Origin of the sequence: Aquamicrobium segne (assembly GCF_042656785.1) — a bacterium.
Lineage (GTDB): Bacteria > Pseudomonadota > Alphaproteobacteria > Rhizobiales > Rhizobiaceae > Mesorhizobium > Mesorhizobium segne.
The window spans coordinates 89,872-102,585 of record NZ_JBHSLL010000018.1; the positions used below are offsets into that span (position 1 = coordinate 89,872).

9 protein-coding genes are annotated in these 12,714 nt (G+C 55.1%); 6 read left to right on the forward strand and 3 right to left on the reverse strand.

Annotated elements, in window-relative coordinates:
• Positions 1–57 precede the first annotated feature (57 nt).
• A complete protein-coding gene (bcp, locus tag ACFPLB_RS07280; RefSeq protein WP_378228703.1) occupies positions 58–561 on the reverse strand; it encodes a thioredoxin-dependent thiol peroxidase in 504 nt (167 codons plus the stop codon).
• Between the two features lie 165 nt (positions 562–726).
• On the opposite strand from bcp, the gene ACFPLB_RS07285 reads away from it, so the two are divergent.
• On the forward strand, positions 727–4,122 hold the full coding sequence (locus ACFPLB_RS07285) for a YhdP family protein (protein ID WP_378228704.1): 3,396 nt from the start codon (positions 727–729) through the stop codon (positions 4,120–4,122).
• 37 nt (positions 4,123–4,159) lie between these two features.
• Here the strand turns inward: ACFPLB_RS07285 and tyrS are convergent, their stop codons facing one another.
• Entirely contained in the window at positions 4,160–5,413 is a 1,254-nt protein-coding gene (tyrS, locus tag ACFPLB_RS07290; protein WP_378228705.1) for a tyrosine--tRNA ligase, read from the reverse strand.
• Positions 5,414–5,515: 102 nt separating this feature from the next.
• Here tyrS and ACFPLB_RS07295 point away from each other — a divergent pair, with 102 nt between their 5' ends.
• Entirely contained in the window at positions 5,516–6,649 is a 1,134-nt protein-coding gene (locus tag ACFPLB_RS07295) for an anhydro-N-acetylmuramic acid kinase (RefSeq protein ID WP_378228706.1), read from the forward strand.
• On the opposite strand, the gene ACFPLB_RS07300 is transcribed toward ACFPLB_RS07295, so the two are convergent.
• A complete protein-coding gene (locus ACFPLB_RS07300) occupies positions 6,641–7,315 on the reverse strand; it encodes an alpha/beta hydrolase (protein ID WP_378228707.1) in 675 nt (224 codons plus the stop codon). The two genes, ACFPLB_RS07295 and ACFPLB_RS07300, sit on opposite strands and share 9 nt — an antisense overlap.
• Before the next feature lie 355 nt (positions 7,316–7,670).
• Here ACFPLB_RS07300 and ACFPLB_RS07305 point away from each other — a divergent pair, with 355 nt between their 5' ends.
• The 4 genes from ACFPLB_RS07305 to sufD all read left to right on the forward strand — a co-directional run bounded on the left by ACFPLB_RS07305 (position 7,671) and on the right by sufD (position 12,688).
• Positions 7,671–8,828 (forward strand): cysteine desulfurase family protein, encoded by a 1,158-nt coding sequence (locus ACFPLB_RS07305; RefSeq protein WP_378228708.1) that lies wholly within the window; start codon positions 7,671–7,673, stop codon positions 8,826–8,828.
• A gap of 155 nt (positions 8,829–8,983) precedes the next feature.
• Entirely contained in the window at positions 8,984–10,498 is a 1,515-nt protein-coding gene (gene sufB / locus ACFPLB_RS07310) for a Fe-S cluster assembly protein SufB (RefSeq protein WP_378228709.1), read from the forward strand.
• 139 nt (positions 10,499–10,637) lie between these two features.
• A complete protein-coding gene (sufC, locus tag ACFPLB_RS07315) occupies positions 10,638–11,393 on the forward strand; it encodes a Fe-S cluster assembly ATPase SufC (protein ID WP_378228710.1) in 756 nt (251 codons plus the stop codon).
• A gap of 26 nt (positions 11,394–11,419) precedes the next feature.
• Complete coding sequence (sufD, locus tag ACFPLB_RS07320) at positions 11,420–12,688, forward strand: Fe-S cluster assembly protein SufD (protein WP_378228711.1); 1,269 nt, start codon at positions 11,420–11,422, stop codon at positions 12,686–12,688.
• Positions 12,689–12,714 lie beyond the last annotated feature (26 nt).

The window sequence follows — 12,714 nt, forward strand, 5'->3', positions numbered from 1 at the left end:
GTTTGGATTGGGCGTGAAGATAAAAAAAGCGTTCCTAGCGGCTGTCTTTTATAAAATTTAGGCTTCCACTGTGCGAAGCGCTTCCAGTACCGCCGCTGCATGGCCTTTCACCCGCACCTTGCGCCAGATTTTGGCAATGCGGCCATCGCGCCCGATCAGAAAAGTTGTGCGCTCAATACCCATATAGCGACGCCCATACATCTGCTTTTCCACCCATACGCCATAAGCTTCAATGGCTTTGCGCTCTTCATCGGCGGCCAGCGTGATGGTCAGATCATGCTTGGCTTTAAACCTGTCGTGCTTTTGGGCGCTATCGGGTGAAATGCCGATAATGGTCGCCCCCAGTTTTTCAAATTCAGATTTGAGCTGCGAAAAATCGATTGCCTCATTGGTGCAGCCGCTCGTATCATCCTTGGGATAAAAATAGACGATGACAGGCTGGCCGATAAAATCGGCAAGACGCACGATTTTGTCACTATCGCCGGGTAACTCGAATAATGGAGCCTTGTCTGTGACCTTGAGATCAGTGGAGTGAATGTCATTTTTGCTGCTGTCAGTCATGGCAATGCCCTTGTTTAAGGTTACGTGTTGGCCGTCATCCATATAAGGTCTGACAAGGATTCGCTCCAGCCTGTCCGGCTGACTGTCAGATGCGTTGCAATCTTTCAGATTTTTACGCTTTGAAGTGCGCTCGCGCGCGACATTGTGACGATATTGGAATTTGGTGTGGATCAGAAAATTCCACAACATGAAAAGGTCAGGTTCCGGCGTTCAGAGATTACGGATCTGAGTGCCTTGCCTTCTGGCGGTTGCGCGCCGCCGCTGGGGCGTGCGCTTTTCAAGCGTCGGCTAAAATGGCTGAAGCGTGTGGTGCTGGCTCTTGCCCTGCTCGTCACGCTGGCTGGCGCGGGTGTCTATGGTTTGGTGATTTCAGGGGTGGGGGCTGAGCATTTCCAGCAGGCCGCACAGGAGGTCATTCACAAATTCACAAAAACAGAAGTGGTGGTGAATGGCGATTTGCCTGGCATTACACTGGACGGATCGAGTTTTCTTAGCCTGCAGGTTAAAAATGTCAGCCTGAGAACTGCTGATGGAAGCCGGCTTCTGGAGGCAGGTGCGGTGCGCTTTGGCGTGCGCGCCTTGCCGCTGCTCGGTGGCAAGTTGCGCTTGAGCAGCGCCCGGCTTTCAGATGCGCGCATCAATCTGGCAGCCTTGCCTGCTGGCCAGAAAAATATGCTGGCTTTTGTGCAAAACGAGCAGGGATTGCTCGACCCGGACAAGGTGACGGCAGCAATTTTTGATGCAGCACGCAGTGCACTTGGTTCTGTCCGGCTGGAGTCTGTCCGCACCATCAAGCTGGTCAATGTTGAACTGGTCTTGCCCGATAGTCTGGAAAACCATTCCATTAAAATTGACAATGCGACTGTGCGACAGGCTGGCGCAGAGCGCATGGAATTTTTTGCGCAGGCTGTTCTTGATGGACGGGCAGTCAGTCTGTCGGGTCTGGCTGCCCGCGACCCGCTAAGCCAGCGCATGACCAGTCTTGAGGCAGATGTCGAGATTGAACCGGCGCAGCATAAGGTTTTTTGGCCGGGCGGCGGCGATCAGTTTACACATGCTACGCTGCGGCTGACCGGCAGCGAAACGGACCATAACACACCACCCCGCCTGCAAGCGGCGCTGACTATGACAGACATGGTGCTTGATTTTGGACGCCGGGGTCTGTTTTCAGCTGATATTTCGATGCAGGCAACGCTCGAACAGGGAAGCGGCAAGATCGATATTGGCAAATTGCTGCTCAATACGGGCCGGTCGAATTTTGAATTTCAGGGTTCTGTGGGGCCGCGCCCGGCTGACCTTTCACCGGAAGGTCAGCCTGCCTATCGCTATGACTTTGTCAGCAATCGTTCGATATCGGCTCCCGATGATTCGTCAGAACCGGCACTGCGCTTTGTCAGCCGCGTTGCCGGTATTTATGATGTGCAAGGCCATAGGCTGGTTGCCGACACCATTGCCGTGCGCTCAGGCGCGGGTGGCGAGGCAGTGGGGCTGGCGACAATTCAGTTTGCCGATGACAAGACACCGGGCCTGTCTCTGGCGCTGAATATCCACGATATGCCAGTGTCGCATGTCAAGCAATTATGGCCATGGATGACAGCCGGAAGCCCCCGGCAATGGGTGTTGAAGAACCTGTTTGGCGGCCGGGTCTCGCAAGCCAGCCTGCATTATGAGGTGGCGCCGGGGCGGCTGGGCAGCGGTGTGCCGCTGACTGCCCGGGAGGTTTTGGGCCGCTTTGATGTCAAAGGCGCGCGCTTTGATACGGCCGGTCATATTCCGCCTGTGCGTGATGCCATCGGCCGGGTTGAGTTTGAGGGAACACGGGTTCGTATTTCGCTGGAAACAGGCACTGTCTATATGCCAAGCGGGCGAATTGCGGCGGCCAGCAATGGTACATTGACAGTTGATGATGCGGAACAGCGCCCTGTCATTGGCAAGCTGGATATTGATGTTGCAGGCGATGCAGCCGCCATTGCGGAACTGGCGTCGTACAAGCCGATCGACGCCATGCGCTATGTGGGGCTTGAGCCGGAAGATTTTACCGGGCAGGTGAGGGGCAATGTAAAGGCCGACATTCCTTTGCAAAGCGGTGTTGAAACCAGCAGTCTGGAGTGGCTGGTGGCGCTGGAATATGAAGGGCTGGCGCTGAAAAAGGCGTTTGATGGCCAAAATGTTACCAATGCCAATGGCTCCATTGTGGTTGATCCGGGCAAGGCGACAATCATCGCCACGGCAAGGCTGAATGAGATACCAGCCGAAGTCAGTCTGATTGAGCCTTTTAAGGCATCAGATGTTGCGCGCAGCCGCAAGGTTACCCTGACGCTGGATGAGGATCTGCGCAACAGGCTGATGCCGGGCCTGTCCAATATGCTGGAAGGCACAATAAAGGTGGCGCTGGAAAGCCGGGCAAATGGCGTGCGCGCGGTTGATGCGGACCTGACGGCGGCAAAACTGTCCCTGCCATGGGTGGGCTGGAGCAAGGGCGCCGGGGTTGCGGCACATGTGTCCTTCGAGATGAAAAATGCAGAAGGCACGACGCGGCTTTCCGGTTTCAACCTTGAGGGCAAGAGTTTTTCTGCCAAAGGCGATGTGGTGCTTTCTGGTGGGGCGCTGGTTTCAGCCAATTTTGACAGGCTGCGCCTTAATCGGGAGGATGATGTTGCTGTCGCCATTGCCCGGACGGGAGATGGCTACAAGATTGATGTCGTTGGAAAATCCCTTGATGCGCGTTCGATCATCAAGCGCTTTACGACAGATGCAGGTGGGTCTGGCAGCACAAGCGGCAAGGCTGATTCTATCGTCTTGACCGCCGATGTTGGCAGTCTGACAGGTTTTCATAATGAAATTCTGACGGGTCTGAAACTAAACTATCAAGGCGCAGGATCGCGGATTGATAGTCTGAAAGTCAGCGGCTCCAGCGGCAGCGGTGCTGCGGTCACGGCTGAAGGCGCTACAAGCGGCGCACAAAAAAATCTGTCGATGCGCTCGGCGGATGCCGGGGCAATCCTCCGCTTTCTCGATATATATGGCAATGTCAAAGGCGGCGGCATTTCCATTGCCCTGCAAGGTTCAGGTGATGGCCCTTTACGCGGCAGGATTGATGCGCGTGACTTCTTTGTCGAGAATGAGCCGAAACTGGCATCGATTGTCTCAACCACGCCCGCCGGTGACAGCCGCAGCCTCAATCAGGCCGTGCGGCGCAATATCGATACATCGCGCGTGCAGTTTGACCGTGGCTCGACTCAGGTGGAGAAGGGGCCGGGCTATGTAAGACTGGCGGAGGGTGTTTTGCGCGGACCGTTGATCGGCACCACTTTTCAGGGCCTTTTATACGATCAGGATGACAAGATGGACATGACCGGCACGTTCATGCCGGCCTATGGCCTGAACCGTCTTTTTGGCGAATTGCCGCTGATTGGTGTGATTTTGGGCAATGGCCGTGACCGTGGCCTGATTGGCGTAACTTACCGCCTGCGCGGTAATGTCAAAAAACCGGAACTGGAGATCAATCCGCTTTCAGTCATTGCCCCCGGCATTTTCCGTTCGATCTTTGAATATAGATGAAGCTGAATACCGGGGACGGTAGTTTAACAGACAGGTTTTAATTCGCCCGCAGCAAAATGTGTTTTTTCTTGCCTAAAGAAAGCTTTGCGGCGTTTTCCAGATTCAGATCCTGAACTGTCACAATTTGCTTGTCATCGCTCACGGGCTGGTCGTTGAGGCGCACAGCACCTCCTTGCACATGGCGGCGGGCTTCACCATTGGAAGAGGCAAGGCCGGCCTTGACCAGCAGGGCCAGAATGCCGATGCCGCTTTCCAGCGCGCTGCGTTCCACCTCAAGCGTGGGCAAAGTGTTACTCAGCGCACCTTCTTCAAAGGTCTTGCGTGCGGTTTCAGCAGCCTGTTCAGCCGTTTCGCGCCCATGCAGCATGGCGGTGATTTCGGTTGCCAGAACTTTCTTGGCCTCATTGATTTCCGCCCCGCCAAGGGCTGCCAGCTTTGCCACCTCAGCCAGCGGCAGCGTGGTGTAGAGCTTTAAGAAGCGCTCCACGTCAGCGTCTTCGGTGTTGCGCCAATATTGCCAGAACTCATAGGGGCTGAACATTTCGGCATTGAGCCAGATGGCGCCGCCCAGGGACTTGCCCATCTTGGCGCCTGAAGCGGTGGTCAAAAGCGGTGTGGTCAGTGCATAAAGCTGCGATGTGCCCATGCGGTGGCCAAGATCGATACCATTGATGATATTGCCCCATTGGTCTGAGCCGCCCATTTGCAATCTGATGCCATAGCGCTTGTTAAGCTCAACAAAATCATAGGCTTGCAAAATCATATAGTTGAATTCGAGGAAGGACAGCGACTGGTCGCGGTCGAGCCTGAGCTTGACTGAATCAAAGGACAGCATGCGATTGACCGAGAAATGACGGCCGACATCGCGCAGGAATTCAAGATAGTTTAAGGATAAAAGCCAGTCGGCATTGTTGACCATCAGCGCATCCTGGGGCCCGTCGCCAAACTTCAGATAGCTGGAAAACACCTTCTTGATGCCGTCCATATTGGACTGGATGGTTTCCGGCGTCATCAACTGGCGCGCCTCATCCTTGAAGGAGGGGTCGCCCACCATGCCGGTGCCGCCGCCCATCAATGTAATGGGGCGATGGCCGGTCTGCTGCAACCAGTGCAAGATCATGATCTGGATCAGCCCGCCTGCGTGAAGGCTGGGGGCGGTCGGATCAAAGCCGATATAGGCGCTCACCGTCTCCCTAGCGAAAAGATCATCGAGGCCGGTTTCATCGGAAATCTGGTGGATGAAGCCGCGCTCGCTCATCATGCGCAGGAAATCGGATTTGAAGGCAGTCATTTTTCTGTTCCTGAAAGCGCCGACGGGTTCATGTCGGCGTGGCAAGTGTGACCGCGCGCGTTTAGCATCTCAAGACAGGGAATCACAAGGATAGTAAGCCAAATGGCGACAATCTGCGCAATCGGCCTGATGAGCGGCACCTCAATGGACGGGATTGATCTGGCCATGCTGCGCACCGATGGCGTCAATCTGGTCGAGCAGGGACCATGCCTGTCTGTGCCTTATGAGGCCGCATTTCGTGAGCGTATTATCGCTGGGCTTGAAGTGGCAAAGCAGATCACGCAGCGTTCTGCGCGCCCCGGTGATCTGGCTGCGCTGGAGCAAGACATCACCCGCAGACATGCAGCAGCGGTTGAAAAATTCCTGTCGGATCAGGCGGGCTGCTGGACAAAACCTGAATTGATCGGCTTTCATGGCCAGACCGTGCTGCACCGGCCACAACAGGCACTGACCGTTCAACTGGGTGACGGGCAAATGCTGGCAGATCTGACCGGCCTGCCGGTGGTGTTTGACATGCGGGCTGAAGACATGCGTCATGGCGGGCAGGGCGCGCCTTTGGTTCCGGCCTATCATGCGGCTTTGGCGCGTTCATTGCCTGAAAATATCGCAGGCCGGTTTCCGGTTGTTTTCGTCAATATTGGCGGCATTTCAAACATCACCTATGTACCGAAAAATGGCGATCCAATTGCTTTTGACACGGGGCCGGGCAATGGTTTGATCGACCAGTGGGTCATGCAAAAAGTCGGTATTTCCTTTGATCAGGATGGAGAAATCGCCAGACAGGGGCAGGTGGATGAGGACGTTGTGGCTAGCTATTTGCAAAGCCCTTTCTTTGACAGGCCGGGTCCAAAATCGCTTGATCGTGGGGATTTTACGCTGGCGCAAGCTGAAGGGCTAAAACTTGCCGATGGTGCCAGAACTCTGGCGGCTTTATCGGCCAGAGCAATCTTGAAGGCCACGACACATTTGCCGGAAAGACCGGTTCTGTGGATCATTTGCGGGGGCGGGCGCAAAAACCCGCATATCATGCATGATCTGAAGGCAGGTGCTCAAAAAATGGGTGCACAGGTCATTTCCGCGGAAGAGGCCGGCCTTGATGGTGATGCAACGGAAGCAGAAGCCTGGGCCTATCTGGCTGTGCGCTCATACAAAAAAATGCCGCTCACTTTTCCATCCACCACAGGGTGTGACAGGCCGGTGAGCGGCGGGATTTTTGTGAAAAAACCCTTATCTTAGGCGCTTGGGGCGCGGCTCGGCCAGTTCACCGGCAAGGCGGCGATCCAGATAATCGGAGCATTCCTCGATCAGCAGGTCTGTATCATTGGAAAAGAAATGATTGGCGCCGGGCAGGATTTTCTGGGTAATGGTGATGCCTTTTTGCGTATGCAGCTTGTCGACCAGAACCTGAACATCCTTGGGCGGCGCGACCTTGTCGGCATCGCCATGGATGATGAGGCCGGAGGACGGGCAGGGGGCAAGGAAGGAAAAGTCATAGATGTTCGGCTGCGGGGCAATCGACATAAACCCTTCGATTTCCGGCCTGCGCATCAAAAGCTGCATGCCAATCCAGGCGCCGAAGGAATATCCGGCCACCCAGCAATGTTGTGAGTCTGGATGCAATGCCTGTATCCAGTCGAGGGCAGCTGCTGCATCCGACAACTCGCCCACACCATGATCGAAATTGCCCTGGCTGCGGCCGATGCTGCGAAAGTTGAAACGCAGCGTGGTGAAATTGCGCTTCTGGAACATGTAAAACAGGTCATAGACGATCTTGTTGTTCATCGTGCCGCCAAATCGCGGATGGGGATGAAGCACGATGGCGATCGGCGCGTTCTTTTCGGTGGAAGGCTGATAGCGTCCTTCCAGCCGACCGGCAGGACCTGTAAAAATGACCTCTGGCATTCAAAACTCCGACTAAAACAAAATTTTAGAGCATTTTACAGCCAGACGATCTTGTCTGGCGGCGCATAAATGCGGCTGCAACAAAATTTGAGAACATCTGTTCGTTTCCAGGAAAACAGGAGGCGTTCTCAAAACGGATCGCGTCGCGCTGGAGCAATTCTTGAATGCTTTTCGCAAGATTTGACCTTGACGCGGGGACGGGGCCTTCTTAGAAGCTAGATTAGAATTGTTCAAAACTGACTGGTCAGCCGATCTGCGCTGTTGCTGCGTAGATAGGACGGCTAAGCCTCAGATTTCAAGGAAATAACGCCGCAGTCCGGCGTGATAGAGAAAGTTCAGGAGGATTTGACAGGAAATGGCTGCTCGCGCCTATCTCGACTATAATGCCAGCGCACCGCTTTTGCGTGTTGCGCGTGAGGCTGTGGTCGCGGCGCTGGAGGCTGCCAATCCTTCCTCTGTTCACGGTGAGGGGCGCGCAGCGCGGCGTCTGATGGAAGAAGCGCGCGCCCGGATTGCCGGACTGGTCAATGCCCGGCCGCAACATATCGTCTTTACGTCAGGCGCAACAGAAGGGGCTACCACCCTGCTGGCCCCGGACTGGCGCATGGGCAAAGCGCCATTGCGCTTTTCTCATCTTTATATCTGTAGCGCTGACCATTCCTGCCTGCGCAGTGGCGGGCGTTTTTTGCCCGATCAGATCACGCAGATCGGTGTTGACGGGCAAGGGCTGTTGAAGCTGGATGCGCTGGCGCAAGCGCTGGCGTCTCATGACAAGGCGCAAGGACTGGCGCTGGTTGCTGTTCATGCTGCCAATAATGAATCTGGCGTGGTGCAGCCGCTTGAGGACATTGCCTCGGTAGTCAAGGCTGCCGGTGGCGTTCTGGTGCTGGATGCGGTGCAGGCGGCAGGGCGTATTTTGCTTGATATGTCAAAGCCTTGTGCCGATTATCTGATTCTTTCCGCCCACAAGATCGGTGGTCCCAAAGGCGTTGGCGCAATTATTGCCGCCAGTGATCTGATGATGCCGCAGCCGCTGATTACTGGTGGCGGGCAGGAAAAAAGCCATCGTGCCGGAACTGAAAATCTTCCCGGTATTGCCGGGTTCGGGGCTGCGGCAGAATCCGCATCTGAAAGTTTCAAGACAATTGACGAGGTGCGCAAGCTGCGTGACCGTTTTGAAGATGTGGTTCTGGAACTGGTTCCCGATGCGCTGATTTTCGGGCGTGCTGCGCCGCGGCTGGCCAATACGTTGTTTTTTGCCATTCCCGGCCTGAAAGCCGAAACCGCCCAGATCGCCTTTGATCTTGCCGGTGTCGCCTTGTCGGCTGGTTCGGCCTGTTCGTCGGGCAAGGTGGGCGCAAGTCCTGTGCTGACGGCGATGGGCTTTGATGAAATCCAGGGTGCGTTGCGTGTGTCCATCGGGCAGGCGACGGATATGCACGACCTTGAACTGTTCCGTTCGGCGCTGGCGGGTATCGTATCCCGCCGTTCCGGTGGAGGCAGAGCCGCCTGAAGGTGGCTGGGGCCGCGGCTGCGGCCTTTTGGTGTGTGACGGGCGGGTGTAATCGCGACCGGAACATACTATATGTAAAACACATCGTTCTGATTGGGCGATGCCATAGTTTGAAAACTGTCGGGCCTTGCCCCCGACAAGGATGGAGAACGCCTGTGGCTGCTGTGCAGGAAACAATCGATGCCGTTCGTGAGCTCGATGTTGATCAGTATAAATATGGTTTTGAGACAGAAATCGAAACCGACAAGGCCCCCAAGGGGCTGAATGAAGACATTATCCGCTTTATTTCAAATAAAAAGGATGAGCCGGAGTGGATGCTTGAATGGCGTCTGGAGGCGTATCGCCGCTGGCTGACCATGGAAGAGCCCACCTGGGCGCGTGTCGATTATCCGAAAATTGATTTTCAGGATATTCATTATTACGCCGCGCCAAAGAACCAGACTGGTCCCAAATCGCTTGATGAGGTCGATCCGGAACTGCTGCGCACCTATGAAAAGCTGGGCATTCCGCTGCGTGAGCAGGAAATTCTGGCCGGGGTGCAAAAGCCTGCTGCGGAAAATGGCGCAGAAAGCGACAATATCTATGCCTCAGGCCGCGTTGCGGTTGATGCGGTTTTCGATTCCATCTCGGTTGTAACCACCTTCAAGGAAGAACTGGCCAAGGCCGGAGTGATCTTCTGCTCGATTTCAGAAGCCATTCGCGAACATCCGGAACTGGTGAAAAAATATCTGGCTTCGGTCGTGCCGGTCAGTGACAATTATTATGCGACGCTCAATTCGGCAGTCTTTACCGATGGGTCATTTGTTTATGTGCCCAAGGGTGTGCGCTGCCCGATGGAACTTTCGACCTATTTCCGTATCAACGAGAAGAACACCGGCCAGTTTGAGCGCACGCTGATCATTGTCGAGGAAGGCGGCTATGTCTCCTATCTGGAAGGGTGCACCGCACCACAGCGCGATGAAAACCAGCTTCACGCCGCCGTTGTTGAACTGATTGCGCTTGATGACGCCGAAATCAAATATTCGACCGTCCAGAACTGGTATCCGGGCGATGCGCAAGGCAAGGGCGGTATTTATAATTTCGTCACCAAGCGTGGCGATTGCCGTGGCGATCGTTCAAAAATCTCGTGGACACAGGTGGAAACCGGCTCTGCCGTCACCTGGAAATACCCATCCTGCATTCTGCGCGGTGATGACAGCCAGGGCGAATTCTACTCGATTGCCGTTTCCAATGGTTATCAGCAGATCGACAGTGGCACCAAGATGATCCATCTGGGCAAGAACACCAAAAGCCGCATCATCTCCAAGGGTATTGCCGCAGGTTTTTCGCAAAACACCTATCGCGGTCAGGTTTCGGCCCATCGCAAGGCAACCAATGCGCGCAACTTCACCAATTGTGACTCGCTGCTGATCGGCGATCGCTGCGGTGCGCACACCATTCCTTACATGGAAGCCAAGAACTCGACCGCCCAGTTCGAGCATGAAGCCACGACCTCTAAAATCTCTGAAGACCAGAAGTTTTATGTCATGCAGCGCGGCATTCCTGAAGAGGAAGCCATTGCGCTCATCGTCAATGGCTTCGTCAAGGATGTCATTCAGGAACTGCCGATGGAATTTGCCGTCGAAGCCCAGAAACTGATCGGCATTTCGCTCGAAGGTTCGGTCGGCTGACCATTGAAAAAGCATGTCGCGCAAAACCGCATGCCGGTTTTGGAAGCGGCAAGTTGAAACAGAACAGGGACTAAAAAGCCACGCAAAGCGGTTTTTCTTAAAAAATTGCAACGGGCTTTGAAAATTCAGGAAGAACACAATGCTTGAGATCAAGAATCTGCATGCCCGCATTGCCGAGGACGGCACTGAGATTATCCGTGGCTTGAACCTGACGGTAAAGGCTGGCGAAGTTGCCGCCATTATGGGGCCAAACGGTTCGGGCAAGTCAACGCTGTCTTATATTCTTGCCGGTCGCGAGGATTATGAGGTGACGGAAGGCGATATTTTATACAATGGCCAGTCCATTCTTGAGATGGACCCGGCCGAGCGCGCCGTTTCCGGCATTTTCCTTGCTTTCCAGTATCCGATGGAAATTCCCGGTGTCGCCACCATGGAATTTCTGAAAGTTGCGATGAATGAGCAGCGCAAGGCGCGCGGCGAGGAACCGCTGAAAATTTCGGAATTCATTGCGAAGGTGAAACAGGCTTCGGGCACCCTCAACATGGATATGGGCATGTTGAAGCGTCCGCTCAATGTCGGTTTTTCCGGCGGTGAGAAAAAGCGCGCCGAAATCCTGCAAATGAAGCTGCTCCAGCCAAAACTGTGTGTGCTGGATGAAACCGATTCCGGTCTCGACATCGATGCGCTCAAGATTGTGGCCGATGGCGTCAATTCGCTGCGCTCGCCCGACCGTGCCTTCCTTGTCATCACCCACTATCAGCGCCTGCTGGAGCATATCGTGCCCGACAGTGTGCATGTCTTGTCCAGGGGGCAGGTCGTCAAGTCCGGCGACAAGTCGCTGGCGCTTGAACTGGAAGCCAATGGCTATGCCGGTATTATCGGTGAAGCAGCTTAAGGCGGTGGTTAGGTGAGGTGAATGCAATGAATATACACGCAACTCCACAGCTTACGCCTGCCGAGACGGCTCTGGTTGAGGCTTTTGGCGAGCGACTGGGCACATTGCCGGGCGATGGCGCGGTGATGAGCAGGCGCGATCACGCCATTGAAATGGTCAAGGCAGGTCTGCCGACCCGCCGTGTTGAAAGCTGGCACTATACGGATCTGCGCCGCCTGCTGGGCAAGGTTCCGGCATTTCCGGCAACATCTGCGGTCAAGGCGCTTGATCCTATTTTGGAAGACTCGCATCTGATCACGCTCATTGATGGTGTGTGGTCGGGCAAGCCGCCCTCAAGCGAGGGCATTACCTTTACACCGCTTGCCCAAAAACTGATCGACGGCCAGTTTGCCTCGTCGCTTGAAACCTATGGGTTTGACGATGCCATTGGCGCCATCAACACTGCCTTTGTGGCCAATGGCATTGCGCTTGATATTGCTGAAGGCGCTCAACTGGAACAGGTGGTTGAACTGCAAAATCTGCAGGCCGGTGGTCAAAGCCATGTGCGCCTTGCAGTCAATGTCGGGGCAAAGGCACAGGCAACCATCATTGAGCGTCAGTCGGGCGAAGGGGCCGGTTTTGCCACTTGCGTCAGCCAGCTTCATGTTGGCGATGGGGCAGACGTCACCTGGTTGATTATTCAGGAACAGCCTGAGACGGCGCAAAATCTGGCCCAGTTCAAGGCGCAGATCGGCAAGGATGCGAAGCTGACCCTGTTCTTCATGAATAGTGGCGGTAAGCTGGTGCGTCAGGAAGTGCACGTAAATGTGGCGGGTGAAGGCTCGGACTTCCAGATGCGTGGCATAAACCTTCTGGCTGGTGACAACCACACCGATGTGACCATGGTGCTTGACCATGCCGTGCCCCATACCGACTCCACCGAGATTGTGCGCAATGTGGTGACAGGTCGTGCGCATGGTGTGTTTCAGGGGCGCATCAATGTGCACCAGATTGCGCAAAAGACCGATGCGCGCATGGCTTGCAACACGCTGCTCTTGTCTGACGATGCCGAGTTTTCGACCAAGCCGGAACTGGAAATCTTTGCCGATGACGTGGCCTGCGGCCATGGCGCGACGGTGACTGAAATCCAGAATGATTATCTTTTCTATTTGATGTCGCGTGGCATCACCGAAAAGACGGCGCGTGGCCTGCTGGTCAAGGCATTTGTGGCCGAAGTGATCGAGGAACTGGAAGATGAGCGCCTGGTAGAGGCTCTTGAAGCCAGGCTTGATGACTGGTTTGCCACACACGGGTAAAATTTTCCACGCGCCCCCAACGACTT

Coding starts and splice junctions, on each gene's coding strand:
- bcp (WP_378228703.1), bottom strand. CDS start 561: ATGACTGACAGCAGCAAAAATGACATTCACTCCACTGATCTCAAGGTC.
- tyrS (WP_378228705.1), bottom strand. CDS start 5,413: ATGACTGCCTTCAAATCCGATTTCCTGCGCATGATGAGCGAGCGCGGC.
- ACFPLB_RS07295 (WP_378228706.1), top strand. CDS start 5,516: ATGGCGACAATCTGCGCAATCGGCCTGATGAGCGGCACCTCAATGGAC.
- ACFPLB_RS07300 (WP_378228707.1), bottom strand. CDS start 7,315: ATGCCAGAGGTCATTTTTACAGGTCCTGCCGGTCGGCTGGAAGGACGC.
- ACFPLB_RS07305 (WP_378228708.1), top strand. CDS start 7,671: ATGGCTGCTCGCGCCTATCTCGACTATAATGCCAGCGCACCGCTTTTG.
- sufC (WP_378228710.1), top strand. CDS start 10,638: ATGCTTGAGATCAAGAATCTGCATGCCCGCATTGCCGAGGACGGCACT.
- sufD (WP_378228711.1), top strand. CDS start 11,420: ATGAATATACACGCAACTCCACAGCTTACGCCTGCCGAGACGGCTCTG.